A 17,919-nucleotide genomic window follows, 5' to 3' on the forward strand; every position below is an offset into this window, starting at 1 on the left:
TGGAAACTCAGACCGGTTCGACGCGGTAGTAGTCCGTCGCGACGATCACTTCGCCCGGCTCGAGTTCCGTTTCGGCGACCGAGACGGTCCGATCCGCCGCAGCGGCACGATAGACGGCGGCCAGTGTCTCCGAATCGAGTTGATCGATGTGACGAACCGTCGCATCCGCACCGACCGACTCGACGGGTTCGAGTCGGACCTCGACGGCCTCGAGTTGTACTGATCGACTGCGGTGTTCACTGGCTGCCATGTACATTGTTACCAAATAACTTGATAGGACTTAATAGTTCCGCTCGTCATCCCACCGACGTCGCGTTCGGGTGACATTCCTGCCGGCTGGTCGTTCGATTCGGTGGCCCGACCCGCTGGGGCACTCGAGAGTACGGGTGCCGACCGACGGGCCGATCGCCGGCGAGACACTGCGTCTCCTGGAGAACGGACACGGCTGTCCGTGGGGCTTGCTGGCCGCTTTCGGCGAACCAACGCACTGACGGAGATCGATCGAGGAAAAACTGATTTCGAACTGCGGTACCGGACGCCGGTTACTGTTCCTGTGGCGCGGCGAGGTCGTCGAGGTCGACGGTCTGCTCGAGGAGGACGTCGGCCTGATCGGCGACGATGCGCTGTTCACGCATCAGCTGCTTGAACTTGCTCTGTGGCGAGAGGTCGCCGATGAGGACGCCGCCGACGATCCTGCCGTCTTTGAACGCGATGCGTCGCCACTCGGTGTCGCTGTAGCGGCGCTCGGCGTGTTCGTCGCCGAGCGTCGGGTGGCCAAAGGAAAGGAACGGGAAGTCGAAGTGCGTAATCGAGTACGAAGAGACCCACTGGAACGCTTCGGCTTCCTCGTCGGCGGCCATGTTGACCGCGGCGACGCGACCCTGTTCTTTGGCGGACCCCCACGAACCGTTCTGGCCCTGTTCGCCCAACAGGACGTCGTAGAAGCGGGTGAGATCGCCCGCGGCGTAGACGTCATCGACGTTGGTCTGCATGTATTCGTCGACGACGATCCCGTTGTCCTGTTCGATGCCGGCTCCACGGAGGAATTCGGTGTTGAAGTTCAGTCCGATAGCGACCCCCGCGAAGTCACACTCGAAGCGATCGCCGTTGGGGTCGACCGCGGCCGTGACGTGTCCCTCGTCGTCGACCTCGAAGCGATCGACTCCGCTATCGAAGACGGGCTCGACGCCGACCTCTCGCATCCCCTCGTGCATGATCTCCGCGCCGTCGCTCGAGAGCGCGTATCGCCACCACCGGTCGCCACGCATCAGGTAGTTGGCGTCGATCCCCTGTGCGCCACAGACCGCCGCGAAGTCGATGCCCAGGAGGCCGGCACCGACGATGACGCCGGTGTCGGATCGCTCCGCGTGCTCGCGAATCCCGCGAGCGTCCTGAAACGTCCAGAAGTGGTGGATGCCGTCGGCGTCGCTGTTCTCGACGGGCAGTTGTGTCGGCGTCCCACCGGTCGCGACGAGCAGTTTGTCGTACGGAATCTCGCCGCTTTCGTGGGTATTGACCACCTTCGCGTCGGTATCGACGCTCGTAACGTAGGTGTTCAACGAAAGCTCGATGTTGCGGTCCTCGTACCACTCTTCCTCGTGGATCGAGATGGGGGCTTCAGGGAGCTTTCCTTTCGCGTGTTCCTTGATGAGGATCCGATTGTACAGTGGCTCCCCCTCATCGGTGATGACGGTAATCTTCGCGTCCGGGTCTTCCTCCCGGAGGGTCTCGGCAGCCGAGCTACCCGAGATCCCGTCACCGATGATGACGTACTGAGTCATATCCCGAACGTTCGTAATGCGGGTTAAAGTGGGTTGCTATCTCGTCTATTTTGCTGGACTGGCTGATAGCACACAACGAACGTACACTGAACGCCGAATATGTTCACTCGAGTGTATCGATCGCCGGTCTTTCGACACCGTTTCTCGAGAGAGGGAGGTTTGCCGCTATCTCGGACGACTGCCCACCCCCTCGCGGACCGCATCGAGACGACGACGGGATTCACAGTACAACATTGTTGTCCGAATCGTTCTTCCCTCTTTGCGCCCAAGTCCCGGTCATGAAACTCCGCCAAAACGCGAAACACTTCGCCTATCGGAAGGCCCTCGAGACGCCGGGCGTCCGATCGGTCGCCAACGCAGGACTGGTCAGACTCCACACCAAGATCTTTGCCGGGAAGGCCGATCCCGCCCACGCCGAAGAACGGAAAGCCCACCTCGACGGACTCTTCGACGCGACGATGGACGCCTACCTGCGAGCGCTTCAGGAGGGCTATTCGGAGGCCGAGGCCCGCGAGATAACCCACATCCAGGCCAACTTCGATTTCTACAACCACGGCTGGACCGAGATGATGGAGTTCCCTGCCGACGAACTCGAGGCCCATTACGACCGCTACGGGGACTTCTTCGACCGGTGGGACGTTACGATCGCCGAGCCACTCGGTCAGTTCGCGCCGCCGGAGGGCCTCCCCGAAGCACCGTCGACGCCCGAGAAACTCGATTCGCCCGAACACCCCCACGCAGAGGGCGGATTCGCCGACGACGTCTACGTCGAGACCGAGGACGGCGAACTCGTCGTCGGCGGCAGGGACGAACCCGACGACATCGATGTCTCGACGGTCGTCAGCGCGGACGACGACGCCTGATTGCCCGGTCGAGCGCGTGCTGTCGCCGCGTCGACGTCGCTGGAATCGCGTGTCGGAGTCACGAGAACCGCAGGCGAACGCCCGACCGGAGTCGCCCGCGTTCGTTCAGCGTCGGCGTCCGTCGGAAACCGGGACGGTAACGCGACTGTGATACTGTCCCTCGTCGACGTGTTCTCGCGGTGAATGCGACGGCGACGCTCCCTCGCGCTGACCTCGTCACTCCGTCTGGCCGGCTGTGTCACGTTGGACGCGTTCGATTCGTCGCCGACGGGTCGGAGTTCGCCGAGGGAGCCCGAGATTTCGACTCGAACGCTCGCTATCGTCGAGCGCGCGGCATCACCTCGCTGTTCTTCCACCGTCTCGAGGCGATCCTGCCGCCGACGCTCGAGGGCGAGTACCTATCTCACTTCTGAGGGGATGGAGAACCGTCGGACGCTGGTTTCCAAGCGGCTAAGTGTGCAGAGCCTTCGAGTACAGGCACCGATTCACACATGGCGCTGAACGCCAACGACCGTTCGATCGCCGGGTTCACCATGGCCGGACACGCGCTCGTCCACTGGTTCGAGACGTCGATTCCGATCTTTCTGGTCGTCTGGCTCGCCGAGTTCGACATCGGCGTTGCACTGTTTGGCATCGTCGTCGCACTCGGCTACGCCCCGTTCGGGCTGGGCGCGCTCCCCGGCGGGATCCTCGCGGACCGGTATGGGACCAAGCGGCTCGTTCTGGTCTGTCTCGCCGGGATGTCGCTTTCCTTTCTGGTCCTCTCGCTTGCGACGTCGATCTACACCATCGCCGTCGGGCTGATCCTGTGGGGGGTCGCGGCCAGCGTCTACCACCCCGCCGGTCTCGCACTCATCAGCACCGGCGTCGAGGATCGCGGGACCGTCTTCGCCTGGCACGGCATCGCCGGCAACGCCGGCATCGCGCTCGGCCCGTTCGTCGCCGCGACCCTCCTGATCTTCCTCGAGTGGTCGCTCGTCGCAGCGGTGCTCGCGGTTCCGGGCGTCGTCGCAGTCCTCTATGGATTGAGCGCGACGTTCGATCCGACGGCAGCGGTCGCGGACGACGCCGAGGCGGGACCCGACGAGGCGCTGTCGCTGTCGGACCTCTTCGGAAACACGCGAACGCTGTTCGCGAGCGCGTTCGCCGTCGTCTTCGTCCTCGTCACCTTCGAAGGACTCTACTACCGGGGAATGCTGACCTATCTGCCGGAGATCCTCCACGCGCTCCCGGCGATTTCGGGGCTGGCGTTGCCGGCGGGGCTCGAGGGGATCGAGCCGGCGGACTACATCTACGTCGGCCTGCTGGTCGTCGGGATGGCAGGTCAGTACGCCGGCGGAAAACTGACGGGCCGCGTCCGGCCGGCGCGCGGGCTCGCAGGACTCTTCGTCGTCCTCGCAGCGCTCGCGCTCCTGTTTATTCCGGTGACTGCAACGGGGGGCGGGCTCGGCCCGATCGTCGTGCTCTGTGGCGTGCTCGGCTTCTTCCTCTTTGCCATCCAGCCGTTCTACCAGAACGCGGTCGCGGTTTACACGCCGCCGGACGCCCGCGGCCTCTCCTATGGCTACACCTATCTCGCCGAGTTCGGCTTCGGCTCGGCGAGCATCGCTCTCGGCGGCTTCATGCTCGGCGAACTCTCCCGAACGGCGTTTTTCGTCCTGATCGCCGGCTTCGCGGTCGGTGGGGGACTCCTCGCGGGCGTCCTGCTGGTCGGGAGCGGGCGATTCGTACCGACGGAGGGGGCGCTCGAGGCCGACGACTGATCCCCGTCGAACGGAATCGCGGGCGAACTGATTCGGCGTCCGAAGCAAAACGCCTCATACGGTTTGCCGTCCCGATTTCCCGGTGAGACCGCAGGGCGGTCCCGGTCCCAGCGGCACTGACGGACAGTCGACCGTATCAGAGCCAGGGCGGTGCGATGTAGTCCGCGGTCGCCTGCGCTTCGGGCCAGATGATTTCTTGTACACCGGTGCCGTCGTCGTCTTCCTGCCACTGGAGGTAGACCGGGTCGGGGTCCGAAGCGTTGTATCTGAGATCGTGCGGGAAGTCGTGATCGGAGCCGTAGAACTCGATGGTACCGGCAGCACCGGTGAAACTGAACTCCTCGAGAACCGGGACGAGTTCCGTCGAATCGACCGTGCCGCTCTCCTCGACGGCGTTGGCGAACAGGGTGACTGCGTCGTACGCGTGATACCCCGTATAGACGGGGCTCTCCCCATCGTACTGGTTTTCGTACAGTTCGATGAACGCCTGTGTCTCGGACCGTGTACTCTGTTTTGAGGCGCTGTTTTGCATGACGCCATACTCACAGGCACCGTCGACTAGCTCGTAGTACGACGGGAGCTGCATCGGAACGTGGATACCGCCGAACGCGAACGGCTGTGGTTCGGATCGGTCCCGCGGATTGGACCAGTCCGAGAGCGCGCTGTTCCCGGTGTGTGCCGTCGTGATGAAGGCCGCGTCGGCCTCCGCATCCGCGACCTCGCTGTAGATCTCCGAGAAGTCGTCGGTCGCTGCCGGATATCGCCGTTCCATGGCGACATCGATATCCATCTCCGGGAGTCGTTCCTGATAGACCTCCCACGGCTTTTCGGTCCAGTCGTAGTCCTCCGCCAGGACGGCGATGGAGTTCCAGCCGATATCGCTGGCCATGTCGTCCAGGAAGTCCATCTGCATCCGGCCGAGGTCGTAGTCGTTGTTCGGTCCCACGCGGAAGTGGTACTTGTAGTCCTCGTACTGGTTTTTCACCAGTTCACTCGCCGCCGTGGTCGCGGCACCGGAGGTCAGGTGGAGGGTCTCTTGTTTGGCGATATCGTCTATGATGTTCATCAGCACTTCGCTGGCGAAGACGCCGACCGTCACGTCCACGTCCTCCTCGAGGGTGAGTCGCTGGTACTCGCGACGCCCCTCGAGTGGACTCTCGTTCGTGTCGCCGACGATCAGTTCGATATCCCTCCCGTCGATCCTATCGTTGTTCTGAAGTTCCTTGACTGCGACTTCCGCTCCGCGTACGATCGATTGACCGATCGCGTCCCTTTCCGGATTCGGCGCTAGAACGCCGATCTTGATCGGCTCCGGACCGTCGCTGCTCCCGCCGTTCATGCCAGCCATCTCCAGACAGCCCGCAAATGAAACCCCCGCGACGCCACCGGCCCCCGTTTTGAGGAGCGTCCGTCGGTCGAGCCCGCTCGGTCGCCCGTCGGCGCTCGAGGGGAGTTTCGGTTCACCACTGCGCCGGTTACGTTCAGTCATTCTTTACTGTCTCTGTTTCTGGCATTCTTAATCGTTTCGGCCAGATGATACTGGATGGAAGGAAAGAAGCCAGATTCCGGACGGGCTGTTAACCCTCCGTGCAAATTTAAACTCCAATTCAATTTACTACCGTTTTATCGCAATCGACCGCGCCGATTTAATTCTGTCAACGCGTCTCAATATAAATCGCTATCGCTCTGTCAATCTATCCGCACACCGGATGATATCTCTCCATTGGTATTGGGTAGTCGGACGAACGTCCGTCGGATGATCACTGTGTAATATGTGAAGAAATTATTAATTTTATATCGTGTGCCTCGATATATGTCATAGTGGTTGACTAATGCTGATATATGTGGAATATCTGGTATCGCGATCCGATTATCAGCTTCGATAACTGTGGCTGACAATTTATGTAGTGACGAAAGCACCCGTTTCCTATCCATGGATTTCGCGCGACGATTGGTGCCAAAAGCTATCCGACGTAGATACGCGGTCAAGTTCGCGATCGCGTTGCTCGTTCTCGGGCTCTCGGTCGGGCTGATCGGATACGGTGCAACGGCGGCAATCTCGGATCAGGCGGAGGATCGAGTTCAAAGCGATCAGACGGCTGCGGTTCAACAGGAGGCACAGAGTCTGCAGATGTGGAACGAACAGAACGAACACACCGTGGGGATGCTCGCCCGGTCGGACGTCGTCGCGAGTGACGACCCCGAGGCGATCCAGGCCCGCTTCCTCGACTGGGAGGAACATCTAGATGCCGATACGTTCGATATCTCTTACGTCAACCGGGATACCCAGACGGTAACCGCGAGTACCAACGACGCGTTCCGCAACCAGCCGGCCAGCAGCATTGACAACGTTCCCGAAGAGGCCTACTCGACGGCTGATCAGGGTGTCATGTGGGTTTCGGACGCCTACCTCACTCAGGATCAGTTCGGACAGAATACGACCGTCGTCACCTACGTCCAACTCTCGTCGGAAAACGAGGATCGAGCGATCGTCTACACCGCTAACCTCGAGGCCTACGCCAACCAGCTACAGGACGAGGAGGGTGTGACGACGATGGTCCTCGGCGGTGACGACGAGGTCATGCTCGACAACACCGACGACTACGCCGAGGGCCACGATTCGGTCGGCCTCGCATACGGTGGCGATAGCGAGTCCATCACGTCCGCCCGGACCGTCGGTGCGAACACCCAGGAAGTATCGGGTTCCTCGTTTGCGTTCGACAACGACTACTACAGTTTCCAAAGCGATAGCGACTACGTCACGAGTGCCGCTCCGGTGTTCGGTACCGACTGGGTCATCGTCAGACACGAGCCCGCCGACCAGGCGCTCGGGTACGTCAACAACGTCACCCAGTATGGGATCTACGCGACGATCCTCGGCATCGTCATGATCGGCGCGGTCGGTGCCGTTCTCGGTCGGAACACCGCCGTTTCGATCGACCGCCTCACGGACAAGGCAAGCGAGATGGAGAAAGGGAACCTCGAGGTCGACCTCGAGACCAAACGGATCGACAACATCGGCCGACTGTACGACGGCTTCGACTCGATGCGCGTCGCCTTGCGCGAGCAGATCGAGGAAGCGGAAGCCGCCCGCGAGGAGGCCGAGCGCGAACGCGAACGCGTCCAGCAGATCAACGACCATCTCCAGGAGAAGGCCGCCGAGTACTGTGCGGTCATGGGCGATGCCGCCGACGGCGACCTCACCGCCCGCGCGGACGCCGAAAGCGACAACGAGCAGATGCAACAGATCGGGGAGGACTTCAACGAGATGCTCGACGAGATCGAGCAGACTATCGCCGAGCTCAACCGGTTCGCGACCGACGTCGCGACCGCCTCCGAGCAGGTGACCGCCTCGAGCGAAGAAGTCCGGTCGGCCTCCCAGCAGGTCACGGAGTCCATTCAGGAGATTTCCGACGGTGCGGACCGACAGAACGAGTCGCTCCAGTCGGTCAACCAGGAGATGAGCGGTCTCTCGACGACGACCGAGGAGATCGCCGCCTCCTCGAACGAGGTGGCCGACATCGCCGAACGGACCGTCGACACCGGGAAAGAAGGGCAGGAGGCCGCGCAGGCGGCGATCACTGCCATGGATGAAATCGAGGGCGAAGCCGGCGACGCTGTCGCCGAGATGCGCCGGCTCGAGGAGGAGGTTCAGCAGATCGACGAACTCATCAATACGATTTCCGAGATCGCTCGCCAGACGAACATGCTGGCGCTGAACGCCAACATCGAGGCTTCCCGATCCGCGGGCGGCAGCGACGACGAAGGGTTCTCCGTCGTCGCAAAGGAGGTCAAGGCACTCTCCGAGGACGTCGCCGAGGCGGCCGACGAAGCCGAAGACCGGCTCGAAGCGATCCGCGAACGGACCGAGCGCTCCGCCGCCGAGGTCGAAGGAACGAGCGCCGACATCGAAGACGCGACCCACCAGGTTCAGGAGGCAGTCGACGCGCTCCAGGAGATCGCCGACCTCGCCCAGGAGACCAACGTCGGCGTTCAGGAAATCTCCGCAGCGACCGAAGAGCAGGCCGCATCGACGCAGGAAGTCGTCGCGATGGTCGACGACGCGGCGACGATCTCCGAGGAGACGACCTCGGAGGCCGAGAACGTCGCCGCGGCGGCCGAAGAGCAGACCACTGCGCTGACCGAAGTCACGAAGTCGGCCTCGAGCCTCTCCGAACAGGCCTCCCAGCTTTCCGAAGCGCTCGACCGGTTCGACACTGACGTCGACAGCACGGCAGTCGACTTCGAGTCGAGTTTCGACGTGGACGCGGAGCTGGACGACCCCGAGTTGGGCGTCGATGACGCGACCGACGACGAACCGGGTGACGAGGATCGTGGCATCACCTTCGACGCCGACGCGGAAAGCGGACAGGACGACGCCGAGGGGACGCTGACGTTCGACGACGGTGCAGCCGAGGAGACACTCGATCTCGACGTGGATTCGGACGCGGACACCACCGACCGATCGACGGCCGCGACGCCCGAGGAGGGCTCGTCGCTCGACGGACTCGAGGACGAGACGCCGGCCGAGACCCCCGAAGATCGCGAACCCGGTGACGAGCCAGCGGTCGACGGGGACACCGACGAGATCGGTGCCGAAGAGATCCTCGGGATCGAGGACCCGGATGACGACGGCGACGACGGTGGATTCGGTGCAGCGGCCGAATCGACGGATCCGATCGGCGGCGAATCGCCGGCGTCGGACTCGGAAGACGCGGAGGAGCCGTTTGCGGCCGAGCCGCCGGAATCGGACTCGGAAGACGCGGGCGATCCGCTTGCAGTCGAACCGCCGGAGTCGGACTCGGAAGACGCGGGCGATCCGCTTGCAGTCGAACCGCCGGAGTCGGACTCGGAAGACGCGGGCGATCCGCTTGCAGTCGACTCGCCGGAGTCGGCGGAACCGGCGGATCCGCTTGCGGCCGACGAGACGACGGACGAATCCGAATCCGTCGACGACTCGGCGGACGGCGACCTCGAGACGGATGACGAGGACGACGACAGTGAGTCCGAGAGCGACGACGTGTTCACCTTCGGGGCGACCGACGACGAGACGTAGGCCCCTGTCCAGTTCGACCGTACGGTCGGCCGTTCGAGCGGTGCCACGCTCGGATCGATTCGACTTTCTGACCGCACCGTCGGTGGTCGGTCTCGTTCGCTACCTTTTTGACTGCCGTCTCGGAAGGAATCGGCATGCTCACCGTGCGGGCACCTGCGACGAGTGCGAACCTCGGGAGTGGCTTCGATGTCTTCGGCGTTGCTCTCGGGACGCCCGCCGACGTGATCAGGGTCGAACGCGCCCCGGAAACGACGATTACGGTTACCGGCGCTGGCAGCGAGTACATCCCGGAAGACCCCGAAAAGAACACCGTCGGTGCGGTTGCGAAGGCGTTGGACGCCCCCGCTCGTATCCGGATCGACAAGGGCGTCCGGCCGTCCTCGGGGCTGGGATCGTCGGCAGCGAGCGCCGCCGGCGCTGCCGTGGCACTGAACGCGCTCTACGACCGCGGGCGGTCCCGTCGGGAACTCGTCCCCGTCGCCGCCGAAGGCGAGGCGCTCGTCTCCGGTGAGGCCCACGCCGACAACGTCGCCCCCGCGCTGTTAGGCGGGTTCACTATCGTCACCGACGACGGCGTCACGCAGGTCGATGCCGCCGTCCCCGTCGTCGCCTGTCTTCCCGAAATCTCCGTGTCCACGCGCGATGCACGCGGCGTCGTCCCTGATTCGGCTTCCATGGACGAAGTCGTCGACACCGTCGGCAGCGCCGCCACGCTGACTGTCGGCATGACGCGAGACGATCCCGCCCTCGTCGGGAGCGGAATGCACGACGACATCGTCACGCCCGAACGGACCAAACTGATCGACGGCTACGAGTCGGTTCGCGAGGCCGCCCTCGAGGCGGGCGCGACCGGCGTGACGGTCAGCGGTGCCGGCCCGGGGATCCTCGCGGTCTGTCGCCGCCGGGATCAGCGGGCGATCGCCTCGGCGATGGTCGACGCTTTCGACGTGGCCGGCGTTGAGAGTCGTGCGTATCAGACCGCGATCGGCGAGGGTACGACGCTGTATCGCGACGGCTCGTAATCACGAATGGGAACGCGAACTGACGCCGTGCTCGCGGCGCTCGCACTCGCCGCGTTCGTGGGCCTCGCCGTCCTCGCCGACGTATCGCTGTCCCCGTTTTTCCTGCTCGTCGGCGGTATCGCGACGATCGCGTTCGAACTGCTCGCCACTCGAGAGTACGACACCGTCCGGCGGTACTGGGACCGACGGACCGTCCAGATCGGGTCGCTCGTGGCGGCGATCGGCGGTGCCGCCGTCGGGACTCGAATCGCGCCTGTGGTGATACTATCGCTGTGTTGTGGCGCGACCATAACGTATCTCGCCGTTCTCGCGCTCGTCCGAGCGGGCATCGTTCCGCCGCTCCGGCGGTGGTGGTAGTCGGTTCGCCGTGTCGGCCGCGGTGGGAGCGACGGCTCACTCCGTTCGGCCGGCAGTCTTCCAGCGACGACTGTAGATCCGCGGGAGGGCATCGATCTTTGCGTGTCGAACGCTCGTCGGGACGGTCGACACTCTCGTCGAGACGCTGGCCGGTAACGGACCGTAGGGCACCGACGAGACCGCAGTCGGGTTGTTCGAGACCGGTTTCCGACCAGCGTAGCCGGGGCCGCGCTGTGTCGACTCGTACAGGTCCTCGAACTTCGAGTGGCCGTCGATAACGCCCTTTCGAGCCGCTTTCGCGCCTTCTTTCGCCTCTTGCTGAAGCGCCGCGTTCGTCGCATCCGGTTTCACCTCGTCGGCGAACTTCCTGATCTCGGCTGCCGCCTCGGAGTCACCGGACGACCCGAACGCGTCGGGACCGAGGACGTCCTCGAGTTCGGACTTGAGTTGTCGCAACTCCCGCAGAAAGTCGACGAGATCGACGGCGTTCCAGAGCCCGCGGAGGTGGATGACGTCCCGGATCGCGCTGAGATCCAGCGCCAGATCCGGATCGTGTTCACGGATCGCGTTCGGGACTCCGTCCAGCTTGACGAGGTCCGGCAGCGCCGACACCTCGACGGCGTCCGGGAGTCTTTCGAAATCGATCGTCTCGAGGAGGTCGTCGACTTCCTCGACGACATCCAGGAGTTCTGCTATCGTCGCCCTCGTCTCGTCCGATCCGTCGGGTGTGGCTTCCTGGAGCAACCGTTCGGTTCCCGCCGTAATTCGGGCCAGGAGTTGCTCGACGCTGGTCGAGGACGATGTCTGACTCATATAGTCGGGACGCAGTAGACGCACAAAACGGGCGTGCTTGCCAATCAGTCGCATTCTGGAGCGTCGGAAAACGGAACTGGGTCCTCCGTCAGCTAGACGCCGCGACCCTGCATCTTCTCTTCCTCGGGGAGGTCGACGTTCGCGTCGCCTTTCATGCTCTTACCGAGGTTCTTCGAGATCTCCGCGAGCGTCTCGGGGTCGTCCCAGTTGTTCGTCGCCTGGACGATCGCGTCGGCCATTTCGGGCGGGTTCTCCGCGCCGAAGATCCCGCTGCCCACGAAGATGCCGTCACACTCGTGGTGCATCATGAGCGCCGCGTCGGCGGGCGTCGCGATCCCGCCGGCGGCGAAGTTCACGACGGGAAGACGGCCCATCTCGGCGGTCTCGTGGACGAGTTCCGCGGGTGCCTCGATCTCGCGGGCGAACGCCTCGCGTTCCTCGTGGCTCATTCCCTCGAGCTTTCGGATCGCACCCTTGATCGTCCGCTGGTGGTGGACGGCCTGGTTGACGTCGCCGGTGCCGGCCTCGCCTTTCGTCCGGATCATCGCCGCTCCCTCGTCGATCCGGCGCAGCGCCTCGCCGAGGTCGCGTGCGCCACAGACGAACGGCGCGGTAAAGTCGCGCTTGTCGATGTGGTAGGCGTCGTCGGCGGGGGTCAGCACCTCCGATTCGTCGATCATGTCGACCCCGACGGCCTCGAGGATCTGGGCTTCCTTCGTGTGTCCGATTCGGGATTTCCCCATGACTGGGATCGAAACGGAGCCGACGATGTCCTCGACGTCGGCGGGGTCGGCCATCCGAGCGACGCCGCCACGCTTGCGGATGTCCGCCGGGACCGCTTCCAGCGCCATGACCGCGACGGCACCGGCGTCCTCGGCGATTCGGGCCTGCTCCTCGTTGACGACGTCCATGATGACGCCGCCTTTCTGCATCCGTGCGAACCCGCGTTTGACGAGATCGGTCCCGCGCCGTAGTTCCTCGAGATCGGTGTTATCGGCCATATGCCGCGTTAGGAGTCACCGCACTTACGCGTGTTCTTTGGGGACGATTCGGCCGCAGGAGCCGAAATCGTTCGGCAGTTGCGTTCACGGTTCACGACTGGGTTCGCCCAATCTGCTCGCGTCGCTTCGCTATCCGCTCACCCGTGGACAATCGCGCCCGGATCGCCGAGCCGTACACCCGTGTGAGCGGCCGTTGCCACGGTCCGAGTTCACGTGCCAGCTCCGACGCCACCTCGAGCCCCGTCGCGTCTCCTCCCCACCGCCTACGTGGGCGGGTACGGGTCGCGACCGCAAGCCAACCGCTACTGTTTTGCAGGCTCCGTCCGTCGCGCCGGACAATGACCGCGTCGACTCTGCTGTCCAATCGCCAGCGACCCGACGACGAGTCGCTCCCGGCCTATCTCGCACCAGTGCCGACGATACTCGAGGACCTCGGCCTGCGGTTCGCGTGGCTCGTCGTGGCGATCAACCTCGCAGGGACGGCCTTCGGGTTCTGGTACTACTCGGGGCAGTTCGCGGGGACGGCGGCCGCGCTGTGGCCCTGGGTACCGGATAGCCCGCTCGCGACGCTGTTTATCGCGCTGGCGATCTCCGCCTGGAAGCTCGGTCGGGAACAGCCGTGGCTCACCGCGCTGGCCTTCTTCGGAAACGTCGTCCTGGGGCTTTGGACCCCGTATACGCTGCTCGTATTCGCCGACTCGTACGCGTATCTCCACCCGCTGATGTATCAGTTCCTCTTCTGGAGCCACCTCGCGATGGTCGTCCAGGCGTTCGTCCTCTACCGGATCAGCGACTTCCCGGTGTGGGCCGTCGCCGTCGCCGCGGTCTGGTACTGGAGCAACCTCGTCGTCGACTACTTCGTCCCGATCGTCGGGGAGCCCCACCACACGATCATCCCCGTCGCGCGGGAGACGAGCGTGTTCCTCGAGGCCGACGCACTCGGCGTGATCGCCGCGGGTGAAGTTACGTTCGTCCTCCTGGCGCTGTTTCTCGCGCTCGCGACCCGGGTCAAAAAGTGTGAATCGGCCCGGAGTCACCCGTAGCTGCCGATTCGGGCAGCGTCGGGTGTGTTCTACAGGTCGTCGACGTACGTGAGTTCGAGGTACGGGTCCAGCGAGCGGGCTGCGGTCCGCCGTTCGACCGTCCCGGCGTCTTCGTCGTAGCGCAGGACTCCCGTGTCGATCAGCTTTCGCAAGTGGTTGTGGTGGAACTCGACGGCGATCCGTTCGAGTCCGTCCTGATCGGCATCCTCTCGATCGGCGATCCGGTCGATGAGGTCCACGAGGCTGACTGCTCCCACGTTCCGGGAGAGGTAGTACAACGCGTATCGGCGTCGTTCCTCGAGTAGAAGCTCGAAGATCGTGTTCAGGGCCACGGGCGGATCGATGTCCACGGGGTTCGCGTCCGAGATATTTGTCGTCATAGTGCGCTGTACTCGGCTGATACGGCGGCGATCTACCCGTCGGCTCGTAGCGACTGTCGCAGAGTACGGCTCACGATTGGCCGATAGTGGCATAACTGTTCCGTTACAACCGGTATTTTCGGACGGATTTCCAGACAGTCTGGTAGAATTGAGCGGGTCCGATCGCCGACACGCCGAACGGACACGGGAGACCGGCGCGCGGCATCGTTGCCCGGTGGTTCGGGGTCGATCACGCCGACACCGTGAGTCGGCGGTCCACACTCGGAGACGGGACGGCGGGCGCTACTCGAGGATGAGAACCGCCGACTCGGTTTCGATCATCTCGCCCGCGCCCGAGTAGGTCCGCGCGAGTTCGACTTCGAAGAGGTCGTCTTCGAGCTCCTCGCCGGCGACTCTCAGAACGTCCTCGTCGTCGTCGATCTCGTACTCGCCGCTCTCGATGCCGGCGTCGATCTCGCCGACCTTCGACCCGAATTTCGGGCCGAGCGTCGAGTAGTCGAGGTCGATTTCGGCGACCTCGGTCGTGATCTCCGGCGGTTCCGCGAGTACCGTGAGTTCGTCGACGTGCATCACGTTCTGGATCGCGTTCTCGAAGCCTTCGATGGAGCCGTAGACGGCCACGGACTCGAGATCGGCGTTCAGCGGCAACTGGTGTTCGCTCTTGTAGCGACGCAGCGCGGAGATGACCTCCATGGCCGTCTCGCCGGCCTCGAGGTCGGCCTCGTAGCCCTGCGGGACGGGCCACTCGCGGGTGTGGATGCTCTCGAAGTCGCCGTCACTGTCTCGCGGCTCGCTTCCCTCGCCGTTCGACGTATCCGAGGCGCTACGCGCCTCGCTGTCCGCGTAGACGGCCTGCCAGACCTCCTCCGTCGCGTGGGGCAGGAACGGCGCCCACAGCTCGAGGAACGTTCGGTGAGCCGTCCGCAGCGCGTACTGCGTCGACGGGTTGTCCTCGCGCGTCTTGGCGATCTCGAGGTAGTCGTCACAGAAGGTGTTCCAGAAGAAGGTCCGCAGCCGATCGCGGGCCTTCGCGAACTCGTAGTCCTCGAGGTGGGCCGTGAGGTCGTCGACGGCGTCGTCTAGCTCCGCGAGGAGCCAGCGGTCGATCGCCTCGAGGTCGGCGGGCTCGTCCGGGTGGGCGGGCGCGAGCGTGTCGACGAGCTTCGAGGCGTTCCAGAGTTTCCGCAGGAGCTTCTCGCCTGCCGTCAGGTCCTTCTCCTGGTAGGGGAAGTCGTCGCCGACGGCGGCGCTTGCCGCCCAGAACCGGACGGCGTCGACGGGATATTCGGACAGGACTTCGTCGGGTTCGACGACGTTGCCCCGCGATTTGGACATCTTCTCGCGGTTCTCGTCGAGGACGTGGCCGTTGATCATCGTCGCGTCGAAGGGTACCTCGCCGGTGTGCTCGTAGCACTTGACGATGGTGTGGAACAGCCAGAACGAGATGATGTCGTGGCCCTGCGGGCGGAGGTCGAAGGGGTAGAGCTCGGGGTTGTCCATCGTGAACGCCTCGGCGTCGGCGTCCCAGTCCCAACCCGCATTGATCAGCGGCGTCAGCGAGGAGGTCGCCCACGTGTCGAAGACGTCCTCTTCGGCCTCGAACTCGTCGTGGCCGCATTCGGGACAGGCATCGACTGGGGGCTCGTCGCTCAGCGGATCGACCGGCAGGTCCTCCCGCTTGGCCATGATCGGATGGTCGCAGTCCCCGCAATACCAGACCGGGAACGGGATCCCCGAGTCGCGCTGGCGCGAGATCAGCCAGTCCCACTCGAGGCCCTCGATCCAGTGTTCGTACCTGGTGAACATCTTCTCGGGGTACCAGTCCATCTCGCGGCCGGCCTCGAGGTACTCCTCCTTGTGATCTAAGATTTCGACGTACCACTGCTTGGAGACGCGGTACTCGACGGCGGTGTCGCAGCGTTCGTGGACCTGCACGGCGTGGGTGATCTCCCAGCGGTCGCGCAGGGAGCCCTCGTCGTCGAGATCCTCGACGATGGCGTCGCGGGCGTCTTCGGTGGACATGCCCTCGTATTCGCCCGCGAGATCGGTCATCGTCGCGGATTCGTCGATCGCGACGCGCAGGGGCAGGTCGTGGGCCTGGTACCACTCGATGTCGTTCTGGTCGCCGAACGTACAACACATCACGACGCCGCTGCCTTTCTCCATGTCGACGCGCTCGTCCTCGATGATCGGCACCTCGTGGCCGAAGAGGGGAATGCGAGCGGTTTCGCCGACGAGATCCTGATTGTCCTCGTCGTCGGGGTGGACGAAGACGGAGACGCAGGCCGGGATGAGTTCCGGTCGGGTCGTGGAGATGACGAACTCCTCGCGGGGCGCATCGTCACCGACGAGTTCGAACGCGATGTCGTTGAAGTGCGAGCCGCGCTCGTCGTCTTCCATCTCGACCTGCGAGATGGCCGTCTCGCAGTCGGGACACCAGATCGCGGGTGCCTTCTTGCGGTACTCACGTCCCTTCTCGTAGAGGTCGAGGAAGGACAGTTGGGAGATCCGCTGGACGCGGGGCTCGATCGTCTTGTAGGTGTTCGACCAGTCGATCGAGGTCCCGAGGTTCTGCATCTTCTCCGTGAATTCGGCCTCGTACTCCGCACAGACCTCGCGGCAGAGTTCCTGAAACTCCCGACGCTCGTAGTCCTGGTGGCGGATGTCCAGTTCCGATTCGGTCAACCGTTCGCTCGCGATCCCGTTGTCGTCGTAGCCAAACGGAAAGAGCACGTCGCCGTCGTGCATTCGCTGGAATCGCGCGGCGAAATCCTGCAAGGTCGAACCATAGAGGTGGCCCATATGCAGGCTCCCCGAGACCGTCGGTGGCGGCGTGTCGATCGCGTAGACCGTGTTCGGGTCCCGCTCTTCTTCGGCCTCGTACGCGTAGACATCCTCGTCGATCCAGCGCCGTTGCCAGCGGGTTTCGACCGATTCCGGGTCGTAGCCGCCCTCGAGGGAGGGTTCGTCTTCTCGCTCGGGCGTGTCCATGCTCATGCTCTCACCGCCCGTCGTGGGCGCCGTCGGTACGTCGTCGAACTGTCTGATTGGATCTCGTCCATAGAGCGGTCGTTGCTCGGTGAATGCTGGTCGGCGACAATACATCCGTCGAAACGGGGTGGGGAAATGGGGGGCTACGGAGCCCCTACGAAAACGGTGGCGCGTGGACCCGAGAACGCCGTGGGAGCGACGGAATCGCCCATATCTACTGCTTGCCTCGGGAACCGTGTTAGGTGTTTCGTCGTCGGGGCAGAGCGACCGTCGTTACACTTCGAGGACGGTGGTCTCGTTCGAGGCCCCGGCCGTGAGCACCCTCTCGAGGCCGGGTAGCGCCTGAAAGTAGCTCCCAACCGGTCTCTTTCCAGGACATCGTGATCGCCCCTTCTTGGCGGGTGCCAGCACCGTGGCCATCGGGGGTGCGTTCGATCGCTCTTCGAGGTCTTCGACCGAGTGGACGTCGTCGTTGGTATCCGGGCAGATGGATTCAAAAGATCCTCGCGTGTCCGGTGTCTCTCCGTGCGTCGCAGTCGCGGTCGGAACGAGACACCTGCCGATAATCGATGCGACGGCGACCGGCCGGTAGCCAAACGTGGCGTTCCCGGTGTGGATCCGACTGGCCGGTCGACTCCTGTCCGCCCGTCGGGTCGGGAACCGCTCCCGACTTTCCGGTCTCCGGCCGTGAAATGTCGTATTACTCGGTCGAAATATCGTATTTCTACCGAACGAGCCGCCGACACTCTCCATATCCGAACCGTCTGTCTCACCTGTGAATTACCGTCGAAACACGTGACTACCAGTATTGAGGGAGATTATGCGGTCTATAGTAAATACCGTTCTGTG

The 17,919-nt window shown here is 63.8% G+C and carries 14 protein-coding genes; 7 read left to right on the forward strand and 7 right to left on the reverse strand.

The window, feature by feature from the left end:
* Window positions 1-7 precede the first annotated feature (7 nt).
* Both CP557_RS18745 and CP557_RS18750 read right to left on the reverse strand, forming a co-directional pair.
* Window positions 8-256, reverse strand: a complete 249-nt coding sequence (locus CP557_RS18745; protein WP_097381304.1) for a hypothetical protein — start codon at window positions 254-256, stop codon at window positions 8-10.
* 286 nt (window positions 257-542) lie between these two features.
* Window positions 543-1,781 carry an NAD(P)/FAD-dependent oxidoreductase gene (locus tag CP557_RS18750; protein WP_097381305.1) on the reverse strand — a complete coding sequence of 413 codons (1,239 nt, stop codon included), beginning with the start codon at window positions 1,779-1,781 and terminating at the stop codon, window positions 543-545.
* A gap of 278 nt (window positions 1,782-2,059) precedes the next feature.
* On the opposite strand from CP557_RS18750, the gene CP557_RS18755 reads away from it, so the two are divergent.
* The 3 genes from CP557_RS18755 to CP557_RS18765 all read left to right on the forward strand — a co-directional run bounded on the left by CP557_RS18755 (window position 2,060) and on the right by CP557_RS18765 (window position 4,407).
* Window positions 2,060-2,644 carry a DUF6149 family protein gene (locus tag CP557_RS18755; RefSeq protein WP_097381306.1) on the forward strand — a complete coding sequence of 195 codons (585 nt, stop codon included), beginning with the start codon at window positions 2,060-2,062 and terminating at the stop codon, window positions 2,642-2,644.
* Window positions 2,645-2,823: 179 nt separating this feature from the next.
* Window positions 2,824-3,057 (forward strand): hypothetical protein, encoded by a 234-nt coding sequence (locus CP557_RS18760; protein ID WP_097381307.1) that lies wholly within the window; start codon window positions 2,824-2,826, stop codon window positions 3,055-3,057.
* Between the two features lie 78 nt (window positions 3,058-3,135).
* A complete protein-coding gene (locus CP557_RS18765) occupies window positions 3,136-4,407 on the forward strand; it encodes an MFS transporter (protein ID WP_097381308.1) in 1,272 nt (423 codons plus the stop codon).
* Window positions 4,408-4,543: 136 nt separating this feature from the next.
* Here the strand turns inward: CP557_RS18765 and CP557_RS18770 are convergent, their stop codons facing one another.
* The gene (locus CP557_RS18770) at window positions 4,544-5,896 is read right to left on the reverse strand and encodes an ABC transporter substrate-binding protein (RefSeq protein WP_097381309.1); all 1,353 of its coding nucleotides are present in this window, start codon (window positions 5,894-5,896) and stop codon (window positions 4,544-4,546) included.
* Window positions 5,897-6,340: 444 nt separating this feature from the next.
* Between CP557_RS18770 and CP557_RS18775 the strand changes: the two genes are divergently transcribed.
* The 3 genes from CP557_RS18775 to CP557_RS18785 all read left to right on the forward strand — a co-directional run bounded on the left by CP557_RS18775 (window position 6,341) and on the right by CP557_RS18785 (window position 10,842).
* Window positions 6,341-9,463, forward strand: coding sequence for a methyl-accepting chemotaxis protein (locus tag CP557_RS18775; protein ID WP_097381310.1), 3,123 nt, complete (start codon window positions 6,341-6,343; stop codon window positions 9,461-9,463).
* 134 nt (window positions 9,464-9,597) lie between these two features.
* Window positions 9,598-10,485, forward strand: a complete 888-nt coding sequence (locus tag CP557_RS18780; RefSeq protein WP_097381311.1) for a homoserine kinase — start codon at window positions 9,598-9,600, stop codon at window positions 10,483-10,485.
* A gap of 6 nt (window positions 10,486-10,491) precedes the next feature.
* Window positions 10,492-10,842: a hypothetical protein gene (locus CP557_RS18785; RefSeq protein ID WP_097381312.1), complete on the forward strand. Its 351-nt coding sequence runs from the start codon at window positions 10,492-10,494 to the stop codon at window positions 10,840-10,842.
* Window positions 10,843-10,878: 36 nt separating this feature from the next.
* On the opposite strand, the gene CP557_RS18790 is transcribed toward CP557_RS18785, so the two are convergent.
* Window positions 10,879-11,655 (reverse strand): hypothetical protein, encoded by a 777-nt coding sequence (locus CP557_RS18790; protein ID WP_097381313.1) that lies wholly within the window; start codon window positions 11,653-11,655, stop codon window positions 10,879-10,881.
* Between the two features lie 92 nt (window positions 11,656-11,747).
* Window positions 11,748-12,656 carry a pyridoxal 5'-phosphate synthase lyase subunit PdxS gene (gene pdxS, locus CP557_RS18795; RefSeq protein WP_097381314.1) on the reverse strand — a complete coding sequence of 303 codons (909 nt, stop codon included), beginning with the start codon at window positions 12,654-12,656 and terminating at the stop codon, window positions 11,748-11,750.
* Between the two features lie 338 nt (window positions 12,657-12,994).
* Between pdxS and CP557_RS18800 the strand changes: the two genes are divergently transcribed.
* On the forward strand, window positions 12,995-13,699 hold the full coding sequence (locus CP557_RS18800; protein WP_097381315.1) for a DUF1405 domain-containing protein: 705 nt from the start codon (window positions 12,995-12,997) through the stop codon (window positions 13,697-13,699).
* Between the two features lie 29 nt (window positions 13,700-13,728).
* Here CP557_RS18800 and CP557_RS18805 read toward each other — a convergent pair whose 3' ends face one another.
* Together CP557_RS18805 and CP557_RS18810 are read right to left on the reverse strand one after the other, a co-directional pair.
* The gene (locus tag CP557_RS18805; RefSeq protein WP_097381316.1) at window positions 13,729-14,079 is read right to left on the reverse strand and encodes a DUF7344 domain-containing protein; all 351 of its coding nucleotides are present in this window, start codon (window positions 14,077-14,079) and stop codon (window positions 13,729-13,731) included.
* Between the two features lie 282 nt (window positions 14,080-14,361).
* Window positions 14,362-17,070, reverse strand: coding sequence for a valine--tRNA ligase (locus CP557_RS18810; protein ID WP_097381317.1), 2,709 nt, complete (start codon window positions 17,068-17,070; stop codon window positions 14,362-14,364).
* Window positions 17,071-17,919: the final 849 nt, after the last annotated feature.

Source organism: Natrinema ejinorense (assembly GCF_002494345.1).
Taxonomy (GTDB): domain Archaea; phylum Halobacteriota; class Halobacteria; order Halobacteriales; family Natrialbaceae; genus Natrinema; species Natrinema longum.